Source organism: Corallococcus sp. NCSPR001 (assembly GCF_017309135.1).
Lineage (GTDB): Bacteria > Myxococcota > Myxococcia > Myxococcales > Myxococcaceae > Corallococcus.
Genome location: NZ_JAFIMS010000002.1, coordinates 5,479,512 through 5,501,622 on the forward strand (window position 1 = coordinate 5,479,512; position 22,111 = coordinate 5,501,622).

Genomic DNA, 22,111 nt, shown 5'->3' on the forward strand with positions numbered 1-22,111 from the left:
GGCGGGATGTCGCGAGGTGGAAGCAGCCCGGGCGCGAAGTCCGAACCGCGCGACGTGCACACCGTTGCGGGAGGAGGCGGCGCATGAAGCCAGGGCAGCACACCCCCGAAATCGAATCCTTCTACCACCTGGGGCCTGGCCCCCTGGGGACGCATGCCTGTCAGGGCACCGCCTGCTTCGTCGCGCGCCACCTGGATGCCACGCGCTGGCGGCAGGCCACCTCGGGTGACACCCGCCTCTACTGCCTGGGCCAGTGCTACCAGGCGCCCTCCGTCACGGGAGAGCAGGCCCGCCCTGAAGTGCACATCCGGGCCCCACACGCCATCACGCTGGGGCGCGTGGCCAGCGGCGGAGCCCGCTCCCTCACTGAGGCCACCCGCCAGGGGGCCTACGCGGCGCTGGACTTGGCGTTGTCCTCGCCTCCCGAAGTCCTGGTCGCGCAGTTGGAGCGATCCGGGTTGCGCGGCCGTGGGGGCGCGGGCTTCCCCACCGCACGCAAGCTCCGCGCGGTGGCCGCCGCTCCCGGCGAGGAGAAGGTCGTCGTTGCCAACGCGGATGAGGGCGACGCTGGGGCATACATCGACCGGTTCCTGATGGAAGACGACCCCCACGCCGTGCTGGAGGGCCTGCTGCTGGCGGCATACGCGGTGGGCGCCCGCCGGGGCGTCATCTACGTGCGCAAGGAGTATCCGCTCGCGGCGTGCGCGCTGCACGTGGCTTTGCACGAAGCCCATCGCGTGGGCCTGTTGGGTCCACACATTCTAGGCAGCGCGTTCTCCTGCGAGGTCTCCATCGAAGTGGGACGCGGCAGCTACCTGTGTGGCGAGGAGACGGCGCTGCTCAACGCCCTGGAGGGACGCCGGCCCTTCGTGCGCGCGCGGCCCCCCTACCCCGCCCAGGCTGGCCTGTTTGGTCGGCCCACGCTGGTGCAGAACGTGGAGACGCTCGCCAACCTCCCGTGGATCGCACGCCACGGCGGTGAGGCCTACGCGGCGCTGGGCATCCCGGGCAGCCGGGGCACGAAGGTGCTGTCCCTCAACTCGCTCTTCCACCGCCCGGGGCTCTACGAAGTCGAGCTGGGCACGCCGGTGCGCACCGTGGTGGAGGAGCTGGGCGGCGGGCTGCGCACCGGTCCGCTGAAGGGCGTCCTCATTGGAGGGCCGCGGGCGGGCATCCTCCCTCCGCACCTGCTGGACACGCCGCTGGGCTTCGAGGAGCTCCAGTCCGTGGGCGCCTCCGTGGGGCATGGCGGCGTGGTGGCCTTCGACGCGAACACGTCCATCGCGGCGCTGGTACACCACGTCTTCTCCTTCGGCGCGTACGAGTCGTGCGGAAGGTGCACGCCCTGCCGCCTGGGGGCGTCGCACGTCGAGCGGCTCTTCGCGCACGTGCTGGACGCCGGCACCGCCCCGCGTGACAGCGCGGCGGACTGGGAGGAGGTCGCCGAAGCGCTGCGCCTCACCAGCCTGTGTGGACACGGCACCGGCCTGGGGGAGTTCGCCCGGAGCGTGCTGCGCTACTACCGGGAGGAGGTGGAGGCATGCTTCGCGTGACCATCGACGGGCAGCCTCGCGAGTGCGCGCCCGGCACCGTACTGGAGGCACTGGAGTCCCTGGGCATCTCCATCCCCGCGCTGTGCGCCGACCGACGCCTGACACCGGTGGGCGCGTGCCGCACGTGCATCGTGGAGGTGGAGGGCTGCGTGCATCCTGTGGCCGCCTGCACCACCCCGCTGGCGGAAGGCATGCAGGTGCGCACGCGCGGTCCCCGGGTGGAGGCGCAGCGAAAGGTGCTGCTGCGGCTGCTGGCCTCCCAGTACCCGGCCGAAGCGGTGGCGCGCCATCCGGACAAACCCTTCCACCGCGCGCTGCGCGAGTACGGCCTAGCGGACGAGGCGCGCGGCGCGCACCGGCCGGAGTCGCCGGACGACTCGCACCCGTACATCCACGTGGACATGTCCCAGTGCATCCACTGCTACCGCTGCGTGCGCATCTGCGACGACGTGCAGGGTCAGTTCGTCTGGCGGGTGTGGAACCGGGGGGAAGAGACGCGCATCCTCCCGGACGGGCCGGACCTGAGGCAGAGCTCGTGCGTGTCCTGCGGGGCGTGCGTGGACAGCTGCCCCACCGGCGCGCTGGAGGACCGCACGCTGCTGGACCGGGGCTGGCCGCAAGCGTGGACGCGGACCACCTGCTCCTACTGCGGCGTGGGCTGCGAGATGGACGTGGGCACGCGCGAGGGCCGCATCGTCACCGTGCGCCCCTCGCGCGAGGGCCCGTCCAACCGGGGCCACCTGTGCTCCAAGGGGCGCTACGCCCACGACTTCGTGACGGCGCCGGACCGCGTCACCGTGCCGCTGCTTCGAGAGGCGGGAGGCTGGCGGCGGGCCTCGTGGGACGAGGCGCTCGGCTTCATCGCGGAGCGCCTGCGCCGCCTGCGGGACGCGCACGGCCCGGACTCGGTGGGCATGCTGGGCTCCGCGCGGGCCACCAACGAGGAGAACTACCTGGCGCAGAAGCTGGCCCGCGTGGTGCTGGGGACGAACAACGTGGACTGCTGCGCCCGCGTGTGCCACGCGCCCAGCGCCGCCGGGCTCAAGCGGATGCTGGGCACGGGCGCCGCCACCAACTCCTTCGAGGACGTGGAGCACGCGCGCACCCTGCTGGTGGCGGGCAGCAACGCCACCGAGTGCCACCCCGTCGTCGGCGCCCGCATCAAGCAGGCGGTGCTCCGGGGCGCGAAGCTCATCGTCATCGACTCGCGGCGCACGGAGCTGGCGCGCTACGCGGACGTGCACCTGCGGCCCCGGCCCGGCACGGACGTGCCGCTGCTCAACGCGCTGGCCCAGGTCATCATGGCCGAGAGCCTGTGCGACGAGGACTTCCTGCGCGAGCGCGTGGACGCCCTGGAGGACTTCCAGACCTTCATCCGCGACTGGACGCCCGAGCGCGCCGCGCGGTTGTGCGAGGTGGACGCGGAGGACCTCCGGACGGCCGCGCGCCTCTACGCCACGCACGGCCCGTCCATGATGGTGCACGGGCTGGGCATGACGGAGCACGTGCAGGGCACGGAGACGGTCATGGCGCTGGTGAACCTGGCGCTCCTCACGGGCAACCTCGGCGGGCCGGGCATGGGCGTCAACCCGCTGCGCGGGCAGAACAACGTGCAGGGCTCGGCGCACATGGGCTGCGAGCCGGGGCAGCTCACCGGCTACGTCCCCCTGGAGGAGCACCGCGCCCGCTTCGAGGCCGCCTGGGGCGCTCCCCTGCCCGCCACGCCAGGCATGGATCTGATGCGGATGATGGAGGCGGCGCACGGCGGGCGGCTCAAGGCGCTGTGGGCCTTCGGCTACGACGTGCTGCTCACCAACCCGGGGGCGAACACCACGCGCGAGGCGCTGGAGCGGCTGGAGCTGCTGGTGGTGCAGGACCTGTTCCTCAACGAGACGGCGAAGGCCTGCGGCCACGTCTTCCTGCCCGCGTGCACCTCCTTCGAGAAGGACGGCACCTTCATGAACGGCGAGCGGCACGTGCAGCGGGTGCGCGCGTCGCTGCCCCTCGCGGGGGAGTCCCTGCCGGACTGGGAGATCCTCCGCCGCGCGGCCCGCGCGCTGGGACACCCCGAGGGCTTCGACTTCAGCTCTCCGGAGGAAATCTGGGACGAGGTGCGCAGCGTGTGGTCCGCGGGCGCCGGCCTGTCCTACGCGCGCCTGGAGCACGGCGGCCTCCAATGGCCCTGCCCCGACGAGGCGCATCCCGGCACCCGGGTGCTGCACACCGATGGCTTCGCCCTGGGCCCTCGGGCGGCGCTGCGCCGCGTTGGCTACACGCCGTCCCCGGAGGCGCGCACGGAGGACTTCCCCTTCGTGCTGATGACGGGCCGGCGGCTGTATGGGTTCAACGCGGGGACCATGACGTCCCGCACGCCGCACGCGCGGCTCCAACCCGGCGACTGGCTGGACATGGCCCCGGCGGACGCGCTGCGGCTGGGGCTCCAGGATGGGGCGCGCGTGCGGGTGCGCAGCCGGCACGGTGAGGCGGTGCTGCCCATGCACCGCGCGGAAGGGCTGCGGCCCGGCGAGCTCTTCACCACCTTCCACACCGCGGAGACTCTCATCAACGCCGTCATCGGCCCGCATCAGGATCCGTATACCCATACGCCCGACTACAAGGTCACCGCCGTCCGGGTGGAGTCCGTGGAGTAGCCGGGGCGCGGCGCCAGGCGGCGCCCCGCTCGTGGCACCCCGCCCCGCGCCTCCCTACCCTCATCCTCGAGGGCCCGGGATCCTCGCCGGGAGGTGCCATGGCCGACGCACAGTCCCAGACCGCGTTGAGCGCCCTGCGCATCGACCGCTCCGCTGCCCCCATGAAGCGCCGGCGCAGGCTGCGCTGGCTCATCCCCGTGGGGCTCCTGGTGGCGGTGCTCGTCCTGGTGGCGGGCGCGGTCACACGCCGCGCGCCCACCGTGCGCGTGGCCGAGGTGCGCGAGCCGCTTCCCGGCGAGCAGCAGACGGAGCTGTCCGCCTCCGGCTACGTCGACTCGCGGCGCCGCTCGGTCATCGCGCCGCTCGTCGCGGGCCAGCTCGTGGAGGTCGCCGTGGAGGAAGGAGAGCCCGTGCGGCGGGGGCAGGTGATTGCCCGGCTGGATGACCGGGATGCCCGCGTGGTGCTGGATCGCGCCGAGGCGGCGGTGCGGGCCTCCGAGGCCCAGCTCGCCTCCTCCGAGGCCCAGGCCCTCAACGCGCAGCGCACCACGCAGCGCACGCGCAACCTCGCCCGGCAGGGCGTCGTCCCCCGGGCCCAGCTCCTGGACGTGGAGACCGCCGGCCGCGCCACGCAGGAGGCCCTCAACCTGGCCCGAGCGCAGCTCGCCGTCGCACGCCGGGCGAGCGAAGCGGCCCGCCTCCAGCTCTCGCACACCGTGGTGCGCGCGCCGTTCGACGGCACCGTGTCGAAGAAGCTCGCGAACGAGGGCGCGGTGCTCGCGCCGGCCGCCCTCACTGGCACCAACCTGGGCGGCATCGTGGAGCTGGTGGACCTGCACGCCCTGGAGGTCGAGGCCGAGGTCAGCGAGGAGCAGCTCTCGCGCATCCGCATCGGCCAGCCCGCCCTCATCTTCCTGGACGCCCTGCCCGGGCGCGCCTTCCCCGGCCAGGTGGCCACGGTGCGCCCCGCCATCGACCGCTCCAAGGCCACCGCCACGGTGCTGGTGCGCTTCCAGTCCGTCCCCCAGGGGGCGCTGCCGGACATGGGCTCCAAGGTGTCCTTCCTCCGCCAGCCGCTGCCTCCCGGACAGCTGGCCGCGCACGGACAGCCTCCGCGCGTGCCCGCCAGCGCGGTGGTGCGCGACGCGAAGGGCACCGCCGTGTGGGTGGTGAAGGACGGACAGCTTGCGCGCCAGCCGGTGCGCGTGGGCGAGCGCGTGGGGGACGAGGTGTCCCTGACACAGGGCCCGGGGGCGGGCACACAGGTGGTGGTGGCCCCGGACCCGAAGCGCCTTCACGACGGCCGGCGCGTGAAGGTGGAGGCGGGGAGCGGATGAACCCGGACGCGCTGCCCGAGGCCCCGCCCCCCATGGTGCGCCTGTGGGGCGTGTCGAAGACGTACCGGCGCGGCACGGTGGAGGTGCCCGTGCTGGCCGAGGTGGACCTGACCATCGGCACCGGCGCCTTCGAGGCCTTCATGGGCCCGTCCGGCTCCGGCAAGTCCACGCTGCTCAACCTCGTCTCCGGGCTGGACCGGCCCACCACCGGTGTCGTCGAGGTGGCCGGACGCGACCTGGCGCGGATGGACGACCGGGAGCTCAGCGACTGGCGCGCCGCTCACGTGGGCTTCGTGTTCCAGCTCTACAACCTCATCCCCGTGCTGACGGCGGCGGAGAACGTGGAGCTGCCCCTCCTGCTCACGCCGCTGACGCGCGGGGAGCGGCGCCAGCACGTGGCCGCCGCGTTGGAGCTGGTGGGACTGGGCCACCGCGTGGGCCACCGCCCGCCGCAGATGTCCGGCGGCGAGCAGCAGCGCGTGGCCATTGCCCGCGCCATCGTCACCGACCCGGACCTCATCATCGCGGACGAGCCCACGGGGGACCTGGACCGCAAGGCGGCGGAGGCCGTGCTGGATCTCTTCGGCGTGCTCCACCGGGAGCTGCACAAGACGCTCGTCATGGTGACGCACGACCCGCAGGCCGCGGAGCGCGCGGGCCGCGTGCACCACCTGGACAAGGGGGTGCTCCAGTGAACTACGTGGGATTCGCGAGCCGCGACCTGATGCGAAATCCGCTGCGGCTGACGCTCACCGTCCTCGCGGGCGCGGTGGGAGTGACGGCCTTCATCTTCCTGAGCACCGTCGTCGACCTCTTCTATTACAACGCGCGGGCGGCGCAGGTGGACCGGCTCATCGTCCGCAACAAGGTGTCCTTCACCCAGCCGCTGCCGCTGTCCTACTACGCGCGCATCGCCGCGCTGCCGGGCGTCACCTCGGTCACGCACCAGGAGTGGTTCGGCGGCAAGCTGGGCGACTCGCAGAAGGACTTCTTCGCCAACTTCGCCGTCGACGCGACCACCTTCCTGGACGTCTTCCCGGAGTACGTCGTTCCCCCCTCGCAACTCGCCGCCTTCCGGGGCGACCCGTGCGGCGCGCTCGTGGGGGAGCAGCTGGCCCGGCGCTTCGGATGGAAGGCGGGGGACCGGGTGACGCTCAAGGGGCAGCTCTATCCCGGCGACTGGACGTTCAACGTGCACGGCGTCTACCGCGGCGCGCGGCCCGGCGTGGACACCAGCACGCTGGTGTTCGGCTACCGCTGCCTCAACGAGAGCGACCGGTTGACCGACGCCATGAAGGACAAGGCCGGCATCTACGCGGTGCGCGTGGACGACCCGTCGCGCTCTGCCGAGGTGGCGGCGGCCATCGACCACCTGTTCGACAACAGCCCCTACCCGACGAAGACGGAGAGCGAGAAGGCCTTCCAGCAGGGCTTCGTGGCCATGTCCTCGGCCATCGTCACCGCGGTGCGGGTGGTGTCCAGCGTCATCCTGCTCATCATCCTGCTCGTCATCGGCAACACGCTGGCCATGGGCGTGCGCGAGCGCACCCGCGACATCGCCACCCTGCGCGCCCTGGGCTTCCGCTCGCGCGCCGTGGTGGCGCTGGTGCTGGCCGAGTCCTCCTTCATCGGCCTGTGCTCGGCGGCGCTGGGGGTGACGGCCGCGCCGGTGCTGGTGGGAATCTTCGCGAACGTCATCGCCTCGCGGTTCGGCCCCATGCCGGACCACCTCACGCGCGGGCACACGCTCTGGGTCTCCGCGCTCGCGGCGGTGGCGGTGGCCCTGCTGGCGGGCGTGGGGCCGGCGCTGCGCGCGGTGCGGCTGCCGGTGGCGGAAGGCCTGAGGAAGGTGGCCTGAGCGATGGTGCCGCTCTACTACAACGCCCGCAGCCTGTGGGCGCGCCGGCTGTCCACCGGCCTCACGGTGGTGGGGCTGGGGCTCGTCGTCTTCGTCTTCTCCGCGGTGCTGATGCTGGCCAACGGCATCGAGTCCGCGCTGGCCTCGGGTGGAGACGCGTCCAACGTCGTCGTGCTGCGCAAGGGGGCCACCAGCGAACTGGTCAGCGGCGTGGAGCGCGACGCGGTGCGCATCCTCGCCACGGATCCCCAGGTGGCGTCCGGGCCGGACGGCCAGCCGCTGGCGGCCGGAGAGCGGGTGGTGCTGCTGACGCTGCCCAGCGGACGCACGCAGGCGATGAACACGTCGGCGCGCGGCGTCAGCGCGGAGAGCTTCGAGGCGCGGCCGGAGGTCCAGCTCGTCTCCGGGCGCAGGCCCCGGCCGGGCACCAACGAGGTGGTGCTGGGCCGCTCGCTCGTCGGGACCTCGCCAGAGGCCACGCTGGGAGGGGAGCTGCGGTTCGCCCGGCAGCGCTGGCCGGTGGTGGGCGTCTTCGCCGCCCGGGGTGGCGCCTTCGAGTCCGAGGTGTGGGCGGACGCCATGCGCCTGGGCACGGCCTTCGGGCGCGAGGACTACAACTCCGCGGTGGTGCGGCTGCGCTCGCCCGCGGAGGTGGAGGACTTCGTGAAGCGCGTGGAGGCCAACCCGCGCTTCACGCTGGAGGCCAAACCCGAGCCAGTGTACTGGGCGGACCAGGCCAGCGGGCTGGCCGCCTTCATCCGCGTGCTGGGCCTCTTCGTGTCCTTCGTCTTCAGCGTGGGCGCGGTGCTGGGGGCGATGATCACCATGTACGCCCAGGTGGCGACGCGCGTCGCGGAGCTGGGGATGCTGCGCGCGGTGGGCTTCCGGCGGCGCAGCGTGCTGGCCAGCGTGGTGGTGGAGTCCGCCATGCTGGGCGCGGCCGGGGGCGTGCTGGGCGCGCTGGGGGCGTTGGCCACGCGGTGGATCCACATCCGCACGCTCAACTTCCAGACGTTCGCGGCAGTGAGCTTCGGCTTCTCCCCCACCCCCGCCATCCTGCTGGGCGCGCTGCTGTTCGGCACGGGGATGGGGCTGCTGGGTGGGCTGCTCCCCGCGCTGCGCGCCTCGCGCCTGTCCATCCTGGACGCGCTGCGAGCCTGAAGGCCCGAGGCCCATGAGCACCTCCCCCCAGCCTCGGGACGCGCACCACGGGCTCCCCGCCATGTGGGGCCGGGCGCTCCTGATGGGGCTGCTGCTCGCCGGCCTCGCGCTACTCGCGTCCTCTGAGGCGTTCCAGTCCCTGGTGGACCGGGCCATCGACGCGGCGGCGCCGATCATCTCCACGCATCCCGTCTGGGGCGCGGTGCTCTTCGTGCTCCTCTCCGCCCTGTCGGCGATGCTGGCCTTCTTCTCCAGCGCGCTGCTGCTGCCGGTGGCGCTCCAGGCCTGGGGAAAGGCGGTCTGCGCGCTCCTGCTCTGGTTGGGCTGGATGCTGGGCGGCGCGTGCGCCTACGGCATCGCCCGCGCATGGGGCAGACCCGTCATCCGCCGGCTCACCTCCGAAAACCTGCTCGCCCGTTACGAGGAGCGCATCTCCCGGCGCACGCCCTTCGGGGTAGTGCTCCTCTTCCAGCTCGCCGTCCCCTCGGAGATCCCGGGCTACGTGCTCGGCCTCGCGCGCTATGGGCTGCGCCGCTACCTGGCCGTGCTCGCCCTGGCGGAGCTTCCCTACGCGGTGGGCACCGTCTACCTGGGCGCCAGCGTCCTGGAGCGGCGCACCCCCGCGCTGCTGGGACTGGGCGCGGCCGGCATCCTCGCCGGCCTGTGGGCCTTCCATCTGCTGCGCAAGCGACTGGGCGCGCGGCCGCCAGGGGCCCGGAAGCGGGATGACACGTCGTGACCTGTCACGGGCCGGCCGCGGACCCCAATGAAGAGGTGGTGGACCTGCTGGCGCTGTCGCGGAGCACCTTCGAGCAGCCCCGCGGCACGGCTCCGGGATGAGCGGCTTCAGGGCCCCTGGTTGTCGCGCACGACGGATGCCGTCTGATCCAACTCCGCGGACAACAGCACCCAGAAGTCGTCGAGCGAGACGAGCCCCACCACCTGTCCCTGCCCGTCCACGATGGGCAGGCGGCGCACGCCGTGCTGACGTAGGGCGAAGAGGGTCCTGTCGATGGAGTCCTCCAGACGGGCGACGAACGGCCTGGGCGACATGACGTCCGCGACGGAGGTGGCGGTGGCGTCCTTCCGCGCGGCCAGCACCCGGGTCACGATGTCCCGGTCGGTCAGCATGCCCACCGGGCGCAGGTCGTCTTGAACCACCACGAGCGCGCCCACGTGCTGGTCGCGCAGAGCCTCCGCGGCCTCGGCCACGCTCTGCGTGGGCTGGATGATGGCCACCGGTTTGCGGCAGAACCTTGCGAGCGACATGGTGCCTCCCCGGGACGTCGCGGCCATGCGTCCAATCGCACGGCCGGATGGCGGGGCGTCCCCGCGTGCGTCCTCCACCCATGGACGCAGCGCACGCCAGCGGCCAGATGCAACCCGGCGGATCACGGCGCGTCGTCGTGGCCCGAGCCATCCCGGAGGGCAGGCCAGACGCCCGACGATGTCGGCTGCCCCACGAGAGCTGGAGCCGGAGGTCGCATTGCCGCAATCCCTCTCAAGCCTCAGCCTGCGAGGCCATGCAATCCCTCAAGCTGGCACTGATTGGTTTGTTGTTGCTGGGGAGCCAGGTCGCCTGGGCGCACTCGTCGCGTCCGGCTGTCTGGGGCGAGAGCGCGATGGTGAAGGTGCGCCCGGAGACGCCTCCCCGCGTCCAGCGCTCCGTGTCGCTGACCGCCGCGCGCAACGAGTTCGTGTCCTTCCAGGTGGTGGTGCACGGAGGCCGGTCGGGCCTAAAGGGCGTGAGCGCCGCCCTGCCGGAGCTGCGCGCGGGCCGCTCGCGCATCCACGGCGGGGACCTCCTGCTCTACCGGGAGGCGTTCCTGGACATCACGACCCCCACGCCTCCGAACACGACGCCCGGGCGGTGGCCGGATGGCCTGGTGCCGGACGTGGACGAGGTGGTGGGCGAGAAGCGTCTGGCCTTTCCCTTCGACGTGCCCGCGGGCGAATCCCGCGCCATCTGGATCGACGTGCACGCGCCGCCCCACGCGCGTCCGGGCAACTACCGTGGCGCCGTGTCCGTGAAGGGCGACGGCTTCAACTCGCGGGTGGAGGTGCGCCTCCAGGTGGTGGACGCGCGGCTGCCGAGCACCTCCTCGCTGCGCAGCGCCTTCCTGCTCTGGCCGCCCCACGTGTGCCGTGCCTTCACCGGGGATCCCGTGTGCCCCGTGGACACCCAGGTGCGCCTCTTGAAGCTCTTCCACCGGATGGCGCTGGAGCACCGCCTCACCCTGGCGAGCGGCTTTCCCCGGGAGGTGAACCTGCCCACGTGGGATCTGCCGGACTACGACACGTTCAGTGAGCGCTGGGGCCCGTTCCTCGACGGCTCCGCCCCCAACCGCCTGCCCGGGGCGCGCATGACGGCCTTGCAGTACCTGGGGCCCGCCAACGGCGCGGCGCTGACCGAGTTCCAGACGCAGGCGGAGGCGCGCGGCTGGCTGTCGCGCTCATTCGACTACGTGGGGGATGAGCCGCCCTACGGCTCCACCTGGGAGGCGGTGGCGGCACGGGCGGCGCTCACCCGCGCGGCGGCCCCGAAGCTGCGCACGCTGCTGACCAGCACCGTCACCGAGGTGGAGGCCCACGGGCTGCTGGAGGAGATCGACATCATCACCGTGCTGGTGAACTTCATCGACGGGACCCGGCCGCCCTACGAGGGCGACCAGCGCCCGAAGTACGACGACTTCCTCGACCTTCCCCACCGTGAGCTGTGGCTGTACCAGAGCTGCGCGAGCCACGGCTGTTCTCCCTCGGAGCCGCCCCCGCCGGAGAACAAGCCCGGCCAGGGCTGGCCCTCGTACATGGTGGACCGCTCGGCGGCCAAGGCCCGCGGCATGCAGTGGCTGGACTTCATCAACGGGGCCAGCGGCGAGCTGTACTACCAGACGGTGGGCCTGCTCTACACCGCGTGGACCACGCAGTTCCGCTTCAATGGCAACGGCGACGGCACCCTCTTCTACCCGGGGCTGCCCTCCTTCATCGGCGGCACCACCGAAATCCCCCTGCCCTCGCTGCGCATGAAGCTCATCCGGCAGGGCATGCAGGACTACGAATGGCTGAAGCTGGTGAGCGACGCGGGCGACCCGGCGTACGCGCGCGCCGTGGCCCGCAAGCTCATCCCGCACGCCTGGGCAGTCCCGGACGACGGCGAGGCCTTCGACCGGGCACGGCTCCAGCTCATCCGGCGCTACCTGCAGCTGTGCCGTGACCGCGCCACGCCGCCGTAGGCCACGGCGGGCGCGGACGCGCCGCTCACGGTTCGTAGCAGGGACCGCACTGGCGCACCTCGACGGTGGACCACTCCGCGGCGGGGCACTGCGTGGCCAACTCCAGCGCCTCCTCGCGCGTCTTCACGTCCACGAGGAAGAAGCCGCCGATGATCTCCTTGGACTCCGTGAACGGCCCGTCGCTGAAGCTGAGCTTCCCGTCACGCCGCTCCACCCGGACGCCCTCGGCGTCCGAGCGCAGGGAGTCCCCCGCGAGGAAGATGCCTCGCTCCTGGAGCGACGCCCCGAAGCGCAGCATCCGCTCCATGCGAGCCGCCGCCACCCGATTCTCCTCCTCCGTGAACGCCTTGCTGTTCCCCACCTGCTTCACCACCAGCATGTACGCCATCGCCTGCTCCTTGTTGGGGGCGCAGCCTATGCCACCGGTCCCACGCGGCCACCACTACCCTCGCGGTCGAGGATACCGGGCCTAGAACGGATATCCTTGTCAGCCCTGCTTGCGAGGCTGACGACCCATGCGCACATCCCGAATCCCCCTTTCCCTGTTGCTGACCCTGACGGCGTTCGGCGGCTGCCGGAACGACGATCCACCCGCCTCCACCCCGCTCAAGGCCACCCTTCACCGCACGTCCTACGGCGTCCCGCACATCCAGGCGGATGGCTATCGCGGCCTGGGCGCCGGCATCGGCTACGCGCAGGCGCAGGACGCGGTGTGCATCCTCGCGGATCAGTTCCTCAAGGTCCGTGGCGAGCGCGCCCGCTATCTGGGCCGGGGCCCGCAGGATGCCTTCCTCGAAAGTGACTTCACCTACCTGGGGCTCGCGCTGCGGGCCCGCGCCGAAGCCGGCTTCGCGGAGCAGTCGCAGGAGCTGCGCGACCTGATGCAGGGCTATGCCGCCGGTTACAACCAGTACCTCGCGGACGTGCCGGCGGATCAGCGTCCCGAGCCCTGCCGGGACGCCGAGTGGGTGAAGCCCATCAGCGCGTACGACCTGATGGCGTACCACCTGGACCTGTCGCTGTTCGACACGCTCATCCCGCTGCTGGGCTACGTGGGCAACGCGCAACCACCGGGCGCGGAGACCGGAGGTGAGCGGCTCCAGTCGAGGCCGCTCGCGCTGTCGCCGCGCAAGGACGAGCTGGGCAGCAACGGCTGGGCGCTGGGCCGAGAGAAGACCGCCAGCGGCCGGGGCATGCTCGTGGCCAACCCGCACTTCCCCTGGGAGGGCAGCCTCCGCTTCCACGAGAGCCACCAGACCATCCCCGGCAAGCTCGACGTGTACGGCGTGTCCCTTCTGGGCGTGCCGGCGATCAACATCGGCTTCAACCGGGACCTCGCGTGGACGCATACGGTGACGGCGTCCAGCCACCTCACGCTGTACCGGCTCAAGCTCGTGCCGGGCGACCCCACGGCATACGTCTACGACGGAGCGACCCGCCGCATGACGTCTCGGACCGTCACCGTCTACGTGCGCGGGGACGACGACCGCATGACGCAGGAGACGCGCACCTTCTGGCGCAGCCACTACGGCCCCATCCTGGCCGGCCCCGGCGCGGACTGGACGGGCGAGACCGCGTACACGACGCGCGACGCGACCGAGGACAACCCGCGCTTCGCGGAGCACTGGGTGCGCCTGAACACGGCCCACGGCATCGACGAGGCCGCGGACGTGGAGCGCACGGTACGCGGCGCGCCCTGGGTGAACACGCTGATGACGAGCGCGGCTGGAGACACGCGCTACGTGGACGCGTCCCGGGTCCCCTACTTGAGCCCCGCCACCGTCGCGGCGTATCGCGAGTCGCTCGAGTCCACCCCGGACGCGCCGGTGTTCGCGTCGCTGGGGCTCGTGCTCCTGGATGGCAGCACGTCCCGCGACGAATGGGTGGGCCTGGACAGCGAGTCGCACGGCCTGGTGCCCACGGACGTCATGCCGCAGCTGCGCCGCACGGACTTCGTGATGAACGCGAATGATCCAGCGACGTTCACCAACCCCGCCCAGCCCCTGCTGGACCTGCCCTTCCTCTACGAGATCTTCGGGACCCGCGGCCGGATGAGCACGCGCTCGCACATGAACCTCACCCTCATCACCGAGCAGGGGGACACCGCGGCGGCCGGGAGCGACGGGCGCTTCACGCGCGAGGAGGCCGAGCAGGCCATCCTGAGCAACCGCACCTGGGTGGCGGAGCAGCTGCGCACGGCCGTGGTGCAGCGCTGCCAGGGCGCGGAGCCCATCGTCGTCGACGGCGCGCCGGTGGACATCGCGGAGGCGTGCGGGCTGATCGCGGCGTGGGATGGCCGGCTGGATGCGGACCGCACGGGCGCCATCGTCTGGCGCGAGTTCCTCAACGGCTTCAACCGCTCCGACCTCGTGGACCGGGGCGCCCTCTTCGCGCAGCCCTTCGATCCGGCCCGCGCCGCGGTGACGCCGGCGGGCCTGGTGCCCGCGCCGGAGTCCGGAGCGGATCCGGTGAACCAGAAGCTGGCGGAGGCCGTGGCGCTCCTGGGCAAGGCGGGCCTCCCGGTGGGGACGAAGCTGGGCGACGTACAGTTCGCCTGGAAGGGAAACCGCAAGGTGCCGCTGCACGGCGGCGCGGCCTTCGAGGGCGTCACCAACGTCGTCGGCTACTCCGGCGCGAACGCGACGCTGCTGCCCCAGTCCCAGCCGCAGGGCCCGCTGCTCTCCTCCGGCACGGGGCTCACGCCGGAAGGCTACCTGGTCGACTTCGGGACCAGCTTCCTCATGGTGATGGAGTTCACGCCGGAAGGCCCCAAGGCGAACGCGGTCCTCTCCTACGCGGAGTCCACCGACCCGGAGTCCCCGCACTTCGCGGACCAGACGGACCTCTTCGCCAGCAAGCACTTCCGCCCCGTGCTCTTCAACACGGCGGACATCCTCGCGGATCCGGCGCTCACCACGCTGGAGCTGCGCATCGAGGCCACGTCGAAGCTCGAGTAGCGGGGCGTGCTCAGCCATGGCCATGTCCGCCGGGATGTCTTGATAATCCGTCACTCCCATGTATCAGTGACTTGCGTTGACAGTCCCTTCGAAGCCCTGTAACCCCGGGGCTTCGGAGCCAGACACCATGATCGTCCGGGACGCGCTCGAGCACGCGAAGCATTGGGTGGACACCGAAGGCAGCCGGATCCCCGGCTTCATGGGGGCCTACGTCGCGGGGCGCATGGCGTCGCTCCCGCTGGACACCCCCTTCAGCACGTGGCGCGACGTCGACCTCGTCGTCGCCACGAGCGACGCGGAGCAGGCCCGGGCCTCGCGCCTGGAGATGCTCCACAAGGGCGTCATCGTCGAGTGCTCCGTCCTGGACGCGGCGCTGTTCCAGAAGTTCGAGAGCGTCGTCTCCAATCCGGAGCACGCGGACAACGTGCGCGAGGGGCGCATCCTCGCGGACCCCACGGGCGCCTTCCAGACGCTGCACGAACAGGTGGCCCGGGAGTTTCCCCGCCGCACCTGGGTGAAGGCCCGCTGTGACTCCCACCGGCGCGCCGTCCTGGGTCACCTGGAGCAGGCCATGCAGGACGCCGGCGCCGGAGCCATTCCGCGCATGCTCCTGAACTTCCACGCCGCCATGGTGTACCTGTCGGGGCTGGTGGCGCTGTCCCACCTGAAGCCCATCACCGTCCGCCAGTGCTACGTCCTGTCGGGTGAGCTGCTGGAGCGGCAGGGGCACGCGGCGCTCCACGAGGAGTGCCTGGCGCTGCTGGGCTGCGCGGACCTGTCTCGGCAGGACGTGGAGGGCTACCTCGCGGACTTCATGAAGGCCTTCGACCGCGCCGTCGAGGTGAAGAAGGGCGACGTGCCCTATGGCTTCAAGCTCCGCGCGCACCTGCGGGGCGCGTACCTGGAAGGCACGCGGGAGATGATCGACGCCGGACGGCACCGCGAGTCGCTGTTCTGGTTCTTCGGCCTGTACTTCCTGGCCCTGATGGTCATCCAGAACGACGCCCCCGAGGCGGAGAAGGCCGCGTTCCAGGCCCGCTTCCACGCCTTCTTCGGCCGGCTCGGCTTCCTGCCCAACTCCCCCTGGGCGGCCCGGTTCCAGCAGGCGAAGGCGGTGTTCGAGAAGATCTCCCGCGCCGCGGACGAAGCCATCGCGGGCAACACCTTCCTGCCGGACTGACGCGGCCTCCTGCCCATGGCGAACGTCCTCATCGCGCCCTACCCCAGCCACGGCCACGTCAACCCCACGCTCAAGGCCGCCCGGGCCCTGCGCGAGCGCGGCCACCACGTGGTGTACGCGGGCCCCGTGGATGCCCGGGAGCTGGTGCTGCGCGCCGGGTTCGAGTTCCTCCCCGTCCTGGAGGAGCAGTTCCCCGAGGGCAGCTTCCACGCCTTCGGGGCCCGGGGCTTCCTGGAGCACGTGCGCAAGCTGCGCCAGTACTCGCGGCGGGTGGATGACGCGCTGAAGGCCATTGGCGACGGCGCGCTGGACGGGCTCTTCGAGCGCACGCGGCCGGACGTGGTGGTGTGCGACTCCATGCTGCCCTACCCCGCCATGGTGGCGCGCAGCCGCCAGGTGCCCGCCGTCTTCTTCAACGTCACCATCCCGCGCGAGCTGGTCCACCCGTTCCTCGCCCGTCCCTCCACCACCCTCTCGCGCCGGGTGCGCGCCATGGGCGTGCACACGCTGCTGTCGCTGATGGAGCTGCTGGGCGTGGCGCCCAGGATGCGCAAGCGCCACGCGCGGATCGCCCTGCGCTACGGCTATCCCGTGGAGGAGCTGGCGACGGAGCCCGAGCCCATCCTCGTGCGCGGCATCCCGGAGCTCATCCTCGCCCCGCGCGAGTTCGCCGAGCCTTCCGGCAGCGTGGACTCCACGTACCTCTACGTGGGGCCGAGCGTGGACCTGGACCGGCCTCCGTCCGACTTCCCCTGGGAGCGGCTGGCGGCGGACAAGCCGCTGGTCCTCTTCTCCCTGGGAGGCATGGGCGGCTACAGCCGCGCCCTGGAGACACGGGTGCTGGACGCCATGTTCGAGGTCGCCCGCGAGCGGCCCCAGTGGCAGTTCGTCTTCGCGGTGAACCCGACCCACGAGACGCAGCGCTTCGACGCGCTCTCCAACGTGGTGGCGGTGAAGCACGCCCCGCTGCTCCAACTGCTGGAGCGCGCCACCGCGGTCATCACCCACGGCGGCTTCAACACCGTGAAGGAGTGCATCTACTTCGGCGTGCCCATGGTGGTCGTCCCGCTGGCGTTCGATCAGCCGGCGGTGGCGCGCCAGGTGGAGCTGCGCGGCCTGGGCGTCCACTGCCCGCCCAAGACGCTGGAGGCCTCACAGATGCTGCGGCACCTGGACGCGCTGGTGGGCGATCCCCGGTGGCGCAAGGCCATGGAGCCGCTGCGCGAGCGCTTCCACGACAGCGAGCGCAACGCCTCGGCCGCGGACGCCATCGAGCAGCTGCTCCAGGCGCCCACGGCAGGGAGCGCCGCGATTACGCCGGCTGCTTCCGCACGGTGAGCTGGAAGCCCTTGCGCACCACCTGCAGGCGCCGCCCGGCCGCGGAGACGAAGGCGTCGATGCCGATGTCGGGCCGGTCGATGCTCTCGTAGTTCGCCAACTGCGCGGTGGCCATGCCGTAGTCGTCGAAGGTCATGATGCCGCCCGGCTTGAGCAGCCGGAAGCACAGCACCGCGTCCTCCAGCGTGTCGTACGCCTCGTGGGAGCCGTCCACGTAGATGTAGTCGTACACGGGCTCCGCCGGGAGCTGCCGCAGGACGACGCCGGACGGGCCCGCGCGCTTCTCCACGCGCTCGGCCGCGCCGCTCGCCGCCAGGTTCTCGTCGAACAGCTTCGCGGCGTCACCCTGGAACAGGTCCACGCAGGTCAGCCGGGAGCTCGCGTGCGTGAGCACGTTCTCCAGGAGCCAGAGCGAGGAGCGCCCCTCGAAGCTGCCAATCTCCAGCGCCCGGACGCCAGGGGCGCCCATCAGCGGGGCGAGCGTCTCGCGCCACTCGGCCTCGCAGTTGGACATCCAGTCCGAGGAGAAGCGGTACTTGCCCACCTGACGCGCAGCGGGGTTGCGCTCCAGGTACCCATGCACCGCCGTCTTCACCTCCGGGCTGACCCACGGGAAGTCCAGGAGCCGCGTGAGCGCGGTGCGCACCGTGAGCTTCAGGTTGTCCACCGAAGCGGCGTGCGGCCCCAGCCGGGCCACCGCCCCGTCCGTCAGCATCCCGCTCAGGCCCTCCACTTCCTTGATCCACCCGAGGATGGCGGGGTTCGCGGCGGCGGGCTCCATCCGCAGGAACCCCTGGAATCGGGCCGCGAGCGAGGACACCTGCGATGCGAGATCAATCCCGGGATTCACTCTGCGACCTGCCTTTCACTTGGGAGGGGGCCGGGATGGTTCCATGACGCAACTCGCGTGGTCAACGAGAGGCAGGCAATACAAGAAATAAAACCCATCCAGGAAATCGCTTATAAGGGCGCCCCATCCTCGACAGGGCCTCACGGCCCAGCCCGCCTTCGCCATGAACGACACGCGCCTCCTGGTCAGCAGCATCATCCGGATCACCGAGCCGGGCGCGCACAGTGGCTCCGTGCGGCTCGTCAGCGTGAACGAGCGACGCGTGCTGGCGAAGTGGCCCATCCCCGAGTCGCCGTTTCGCGCCTTCGATCCCAACCCGCGCGGCGGGCTGCGCGGCGCCCGGGGCATCAGCGGGGACGCGGAGCGCATTGTGGTGTCGGTGACGGACCGCCTCTATGTCTTCGACCGCGCCTGGAAGCAGGTGGGCGAGCTGACGCACCCGCTGCTCGGGCAGGTGCACGACATCCTGGTGGAGCCGGACGGCGTCTGGGTCACGGCCAGCGCGTCGGACGTGGTGATGAAGCTGGGCTGGGACGGCGCCGTCCTCCGCGCCTGGAGCTGGCGGGAGGACAAGGCGCTCGCCCGGGAGCTGAACCTGCTGGACGCGCTTCACGGCGAGCCGTGCGACGACTACCGGGACCCGCGCAAGCTGCCCACCGCGTTCGACTTCGTCCACGTCAACAGCGTGGCGCGCTGTCCCGAGGGACTGCTCCTGTCCTTCGGCTTCGTCCCTTCGCGAGCGTCGCGGCGCATCCAGTGGCTGTTCGACCTCCCCGGCGCGCTGCAGCGGCGCCTGGGCAAGAAGGAGCAGGCGGCGCGGCCCTCCAGCCTCTTCGCGCTGCGCTTCATGGCCTCCAGCTTCACGTCGTCATCGTGGGTGGGCGTGCTGCTGCCGGACCAGGGGCCCGCGCGCGTCGTGGCCCGGCAGGACCGCATCATGCGGCCCAACCACAACCTGCTGCGGCACGGGGACACGCTCGTCTACAACGACACCCACGGCAACCGGCTGGTGCAACAATCCTGTGACGGGAGCTGGAGGAAGCACGTGGAGATCCCCGGCGATCCGCCCTTCGTCCGGGGGCTCGCGCCGTTCGGTGGCAACCGCTTCCTCGTGGGCAGCCAGCGGCCCGCGGCCCTGTACGTCGTGGACCTGGACGCGGGGAGCTGTGACCGCCTGATGGAGCTGGAGGGCGGCTCGCCCCACGAGTGCGTCTACGGCATCCACGCCGTGCCGGACGGCTTCGGCGAAGCGCCGGCCTCGCTCTGGGGACAAGGCACCGCCGCGCCCGGCGACGACATGCCCTCACGGGTCGCTTGAGCCCCTGTCACACGCGACCGCGTTACATCCTTTTTGTCTCGAAGAACGAATTAATACCGCTGTAATGGTTTGGCTGAAAATCAAGGCTGGTCAATTTGACCTTGCGAATCAGGTTTTCCTATCCTCCGCGCGCGATGCCCCCTGCCCGCTCTCCGAGGATCCCTTCCGCCGTCCCCTCCCACTCCACGCGTCGCGGTCCCTGGCAGCGTCGTGCGCTCGCGCTCGCCGTGCTGCTGGGCGTTTCCGCGTGCGATGACGACCCGGAGGCGCCGCCCACGCCAGAGCCGGCGCCACGCTACGAGGCGACGATCCGGCGCTCGGGCAACGGGGTGCCCCACATCACGGCGAAGAACCTGGGCAGCGCGGCGTTTGGCCAGGGCTACGCGTTCGCCCAGGACAACGTGTGCACGCTGGCGGATCAGATCCTCAAGGTGCGCAGCGAGCGGGCCCGGTTCCTGGGCCCGGGCGCGGGCAACGCCAACGTGGCGAGTGACTTCGGCTACCTCTCCCTGGGTGTCCATGCGCGCGCGAAGGACGCGCTGCCCGCGCTGCCCGAGGACGTGCGGGCGATGATCCAGGGCTACGCCGCCGGCTACAACCACTACCTGTCCCAGGTGGAGCCCGCCGCCCGCCCCGCGGCCTGCGCCAACGCCGCGTGGGTGAGGCCCATCGACGACGTGGACCTGATGGCGTACCACATCAGCCTGGCCCTGCTTTCGAGCAGCTACCAGTTCGTCGCGGCGGTGACCAACGCCCAGCCGCCCACGGTGACCGGCGGGCAGCGCATCGACGTGCCGCCGCCGCAGGCATTCCAGCAACTGCGCGATCACGACCTGGGCAGCAACGGCTGGGCCATTGGCGCGGAGCGCTCCGCCAACGGCCACGGCATGCTCGTGGCCAACCCGCACTTCCCCTGGCAGGGCGAGCTGCGGCTGTGGGAGAGCCACCTCACCGTGCCGGACGTGATGAACGTCTACGGCGCGTCCCTGGTGGGCGTGCCCGGGGTGCTCATCGGCTTCAACGACAACGTCGCGTGGACGCACACCGTGTCCGCCGGCCAGCGGATGACGCTGTACCGGCTGAAGCTCGTGCCGGGCAAGCCGACGCACTACCTGTACGACGGGCAGGAGCGCGAGATGACCGCGCGCACGCACACCATCCTGGTGCGGCTGCCGGATGGCTCGCTCACGAACATCTCGCGCACGCTCTACAGCAGCCACTTCGGTCCCATGCTCGCCATCCCGGGCGTGACGGACTGGACGGCGCAGGTGGCGTTCACCTACCGGGACGCGAACCTGGAGAACACCGTCCTGCTGGCCCAGTTCCACGCGATGAACCGGGCGAAGAACCTCCAGGAGTTCAAGAACGCCTTCGCCACCGTGCAGGGCATCCCCTGGGTCAACACCCTGGCCACGGATCGCGACGGCAACGCCTGGTACACGGACGCGGCGGCCACGCCCAACTTGAGCCCCGCGGCGCTGGATGCGTGGCAGCAGGCCACCTCCGGCGCGGATCCGGTGGCGACGCTGTTCTTCCGCAACCTCAACCTGGTGCTGCTGGATGGCAGCACCTCCGTCAACGAGTGGGTGGAGGCCCCCGGCGCCCGCAGCCCCGGCCTGGTGCCCTTCGCCCAGGTGCCGCAGCTGGAGCGCCGCGACTTCACCTACAACGCCAACGACAGCTACTGGCTCACCAACCCGGCGCAGCCCCTGTCGGGCTACTCCCCGATGCACGGGCCCGGGCCCCGCAGCCAGCAGCCGCGCTCGCGCATGAACCTGGTGATGCTGACCGAGCAGTCGGCGGACGGCGCCTCGGGCGCGGACGGCAAGTTCACGCTGGAGGAGCTCCAGGCGTCCATCCTCAACAACCGCAGCTCGGTGGCGGAGCTGCTGCGCCCGGCGCTGGTGGCGCGCTGCCAGGCCACTCCGTCCGCGACGTACCAGGGCAAGGCGGTGGACCTCACGCAGGCCTGCGCGGTGCTCGCCGCGTGGAACGGCCGCTTCGACACGGACAGCGTGGGCGCGGTGCTTTGGCGCGAGTTCATCGGCGCGTATCCGGTGAACCAACTGCTCAACAAGGGCACCCTCTTCGACACGGCCTTCGACGTGAGCGCTCCCTTCACCACGCCCAGCACGCTCCCGCCCGCGCCCGCGCAGGGGGAGGACCCGGCGCTCGTGAAGCTGGCGCAGGCCGTGACGCTGCTGGACACGGCGAAGATCGCCGTGGACGCCCCGCTGGGCAGCGTGCAGTTCGCGGAGCGCGCCGGCCAGCGCATCCCCATCCACGGCGGCCACAACCACGACGGCGTGGCCAACGTCGCCATCTACGGCACGCTCCAGTCCTCGCTCGTCGACCCGGTCCCTCCCCGGGGGGCGGTGCTCAACGGTGAGACGGGCCTGAGCACGACCGGCTACGTCGTCAGCACCGGCTCCAGCTTCATCCTGGCGCTGGCGTACACCGCCACGGGCGTGGACGCGCGCGCCCTGCTCACCTACGGCCAGTCCGGCGACCCCGCCTCGCCCTACTTCACGGACCAGACCCAGCGCTTCTCCCAGAAGCAGTGGCGCACCGTCCTCTTCAACGAGGCGGACATCGCCGCCGACCCGGCGCTCACGCAGCAGGTCGTTTCGGCGCAGTAGGTCCCGTATCTCGCAGCAAGGGCCGCTGGCCCGGAA

16 protein-coding genes are annotated in these 22,111 nt (G+C 71.5%); 13 read left to right on the top strand and 3 right to left on the bottom strand.

Going from position 1 to position 22,111, the window contains the following annotated elements:
* The first annotated feature begins 83 nt into the window (after positions 1-83).
* The 7 genes from JYJ93_RS24145 to JYJ93_RS24175 all read left to right on the top strand — a co-directional run bounded on the left by JYJ93_RS24145 (position 84) and on the right by JYJ93_RS24175 (position 9,299).
* Positions 84-1,553: an NADH-ubiquinone oxidoreductase-F iron-sulfur binding region domain-containing protein gene (locus tag JYJ93_RS24145; protein ID WP_206795046.1), complete on the top strand. Its 1,470-nt coding sequence runs from the start codon at positions 84-86 to the stop codon at positions 1,551-1,553.
* Positions 1,541-4,204 carry a formate dehydrogenase subunit alpha gene (gene fdhF / locus JYJ93_RS24150; RefSeq protein ID WP_206795048.1) on the top strand — a complete coding sequence of 888 codons (2,664 nt, stop codon included), beginning with the start codon at positions 1,541-1,543 and terminating at the stop codon, positions 4,202-4,204. Before JYJ93_RS24145 ends, fdhF begins: the two co-directional genes overlap by 13 nt.
* Positions 4,205-4,302: 98 nt before the next feature.
* Complete coding sequence (locus JYJ93_RS24155; RefSeq protein ID WP_206795050.1) at positions 4,303-5,541, top strand: efflux RND transporter periplasmic adaptor subunit; 1,239 nt, start codon at positions 4,303-4,305, stop codon at positions 5,539-5,541.
* Positions 5,538-6,236, top strand: coding sequence for an ABC transporter ATP-binding protein (locus tag JYJ93_RS24160; RefSeq protein WP_242543913.1), 699 nt, complete (start codon positions 5,538-5,540; stop codon positions 6,234-6,236). The genes JYJ93_RS24155 and JYJ93_RS24160 overlap by 4 nt, the downstream gene beginning before the upstream one ends.
* The gene (locus tag JYJ93_RS24165; RefSeq protein ID WP_206795052.1) at positions 6,233-7,399 is read left to right on the top strand and encodes an FtsX-like permease family protein; all 1,167 of its coding nucleotides are present in this window, start codon (positions 6,233-6,235) and stop codon (positions 7,397-7,399) included. The genes JYJ93_RS24160 and JYJ93_RS24165 overlap by 4 nt, the downstream gene beginning before the upstream one ends.
* A 3-nt stretch (positions 7,400-7,402) precedes the next feature.
* A complete protein-coding gene (locus JYJ93_RS24170; protein WP_206795054.1) occupies positions 7,403-8,560 on the top strand; it encodes an FtsX-like permease family protein in 1,158 nt (385 codons plus the stop codon).
* Between the two features lie 13 nt (positions 8,561-8,573).
* Entirely contained in the window at positions 8,574-9,299 is a 726-nt protein-coding gene (locus JYJ93_RS24175) for a VTT domain-containing protein (protein WP_242543914.1), read from the top strand.
* 107 nt (positions 9,300-9,406) lie between these two features.
* Here JYJ93_RS24175 and JYJ93_RS24180 read toward each other — a convergent pair whose 3' ends face one another.
* Positions 9,407-9,829, bottom strand: a complete 423-nt coding sequence (locus tag JYJ93_RS24180; RefSeq protein WP_206795056.1) for a CBS domain-containing protein — start codon at positions 9,827-9,829, stop codon at positions 9,407-9,409.
* Between the two features lie 254 nt (positions 9,830-10,083).
* Here JYJ93_RS24180 and JYJ93_RS24185 point away from each other — a divergent pair, with 254 nt between their 5' ends.
* Positions 10,084-11,793 carry a DUF4091 domain-containing protein gene (locus JYJ93_RS24185; RefSeq protein WP_206795058.1) on the top strand — a complete coding sequence of 570 codons (1,710 nt, stop codon included), beginning with the start codon at positions 10,084-10,086 and terminating at the stop codon, positions 11,791-11,793.
* Between the two features lie 25 nt (positions 11,794-11,818).
* On the opposite strand, the gene JYJ93_RS24190 is transcribed toward JYJ93_RS24185, so the two are convergent.
* A complete protein-coding gene (locus JYJ93_RS24190) occupies positions 11,819-12,181 on the bottom strand; it encodes a YciI family protein (RefSeq protein WP_206795060.1) in 363 nt (120 codons plus the stop codon).
* Positions 12,182-12,308: 127 nt separating this feature from the next.
* Here JYJ93_RS24190 and JYJ93_RS24195 point away from each other — a divergent pair, with 127 nt between their 5' ends.
* The 3 genes from JYJ93_RS24195 to JYJ93_RS24205 all read left to right on the top strand — a co-directional run bounded on the left by JYJ93_RS24195 (position 12,309) and on the right by JYJ93_RS24205 (position 17,268).
* A complete protein-coding gene (locus JYJ93_RS24195; RefSeq protein ID WP_206795062.1) occupies positions 12,309-14,750 on the top strand; it encodes a penicillin acylase family protein in 2,442 nt (813 codons plus the stop codon).
* A gap of 127 nt (positions 14,751-14,877) precedes the next feature.
* Complete coding sequence (locus tag JYJ93_RS24200; protein ID WP_206795064.1) at positions 14,878-15,930, top strand: hypothetical protein; 1,053 nt, start codon at positions 14,878-14,880, stop codon at positions 15,928-15,930.
* 15 nt (positions 15,931-15,945) lie between these two features.
* Positions 15,946-17,268: a glycosyltransferase gene (locus JYJ93_RS24205; protein ID WP_206795067.1), complete on the top strand. Its 1,323-nt coding sequence runs from the start codon at positions 15,946-15,948 to the stop codon at positions 17,266-17,268.
* Here the strand turns inward: JYJ93_RS24205 and JYJ93_RS40830 are convergent.
* Positions 17,243-18,118 carry a class I SAM-dependent methyltransferase gene (locus tag JYJ93_RS40830; RefSeq protein WP_269012404.1) on the bottom strand — a complete coding sequence of 292 codons (876 nt, stop codon included), beginning with the start codon at positions 18,116-18,118 and terminating at the stop codon, positions 17,243-17,245. The genes JYJ93_RS24205 and JYJ93_RS40830 overlap by 26 nt on opposite strands.
* Before the next feature lie 163 nt (positions 18,119-18,281).
* Here JYJ93_RS40830 and JYJ93_RS24215 point away from each other — a divergent pair, with 163 nt between their 5' ends.
* On the top strand, positions 18,282-19,436 hold the full coding sequence (locus JYJ93_RS24215; protein WP_206795069.1) for a hypothetical protein: 1,155 nt from the start codon (positions 18,282-18,284) through the stop codon (positions 19,434-19,436).
* 227 nt (positions 19,437-19,663) lie between these two features.
* Complete coding sequence (locus tag JYJ93_RS24220; RefSeq protein ID WP_269012403.1) at positions 19,664-22,075, top strand: acylase; 2,412 nt, start codon at positions 19,664-19,666, stop codon at positions 22,073-22,075.
* The last annotated feature ends 36 nt before the right edge of the window (positions 22,076-22,111 follow it).

What these genes read in the sequence shown, in the direction of transcription:
- JYJ93_RS24145 (WP_206795046.1), top strand. Translation starts at nt 84, where the DNA reads ATGAAGCCAGGGCAGCACACCCCCGAAATCGAATCCTTCTACCACCTG.
- fdhF (WP_206795048.1), top strand. Translation starts at nt 1,541, where the DNA reads ATGCTTCGCGTGACCATCGACGGGCAGCCTCGCGAGTGCGCGCCCGGC.
- JYJ93_RS24155 (WP_206795050.1), top strand. Translation starts at nt 4,303, where the DNA reads ATGGCCGACGCACAGTCCCAGACCGCGTTGAGCGCCCTGCGCATCGAC.
- JYJ93_RS24160 (WP_242543913.1), top strand. Translation starts at nt 5,538, where the DNA reads ATGAACCCGGACGCGCTGCCCGAGGCCCCGCCCCCCATGGTGCGCCTG.
- JYJ93_RS24170 (WP_206795054.1), top strand. Translation starts at nt 7,403, where the DNA reads ATGGTGCCGCTCTACTACAACGCCCGCAGCCTGTGGGCGCGCCGGCTG.
- JYJ93_RS24175 (WP_242543914.1), top strand. Translation starts at nt 8,574, where the DNA reads ATGAGCACCTCCCCCCAGCCTCGGGACGCGCACCACGGGCTCCCCGCC.
- JYJ93_RS24180 (WP_206795056.1), bottom strand. Translation starts at nt 9,829, where the DNA reads ATGTCGCTCGCAAGGTTCTGCCGCAAACCGGTGGCCATCATCCAGCCC.
- JYJ93_RS24185 (WP_206795058.1), top strand. Translation starts at nt 10,084, where the DNA reads ATGCAATCCCTCAAGCTGGCACTGATTGGTTTGTTGTTGCTGGGGAGC.
- JYJ93_RS24190 (WP_206795060.1), bottom strand. Translation starts at nt 12,181, where the DNA reads ATGGCGTACATGCTGGTGGTGAAGCAGGTGGGGAACAGCAAGGCGTTC.
- JYJ93_RS24195 (WP_206795062.1), top strand. Translation starts at nt 12,309, where the DNA reads ATGCGCACATCCCGAATCCCCCTTTCCCTGTTGCTGACCCTGACGGCG.
- JYJ93_RS24200 (WP_206795064.1), top strand. Translation starts at nt 14,878, where the DNA reads ATGATCGTCCGGGACGCGCTCGAGCACGCGAAGCATTGGGTGGACACC.
- JYJ93_RS24205 (WP_206795067.1), top strand. Translation starts at nt 15,946, where the DNA reads ATGGCGAACGTCCTCATCGCGCCCTACCCCAGCCACGGCCACGTCAAC.
- JYJ93_RS24215 (WP_206795069.1), top strand. Translation starts at nt 18,282, where the DNA reads ATGAACGACACGCGCCTCCTGGTCAGCAGCATCATCCGGATCACCGAG.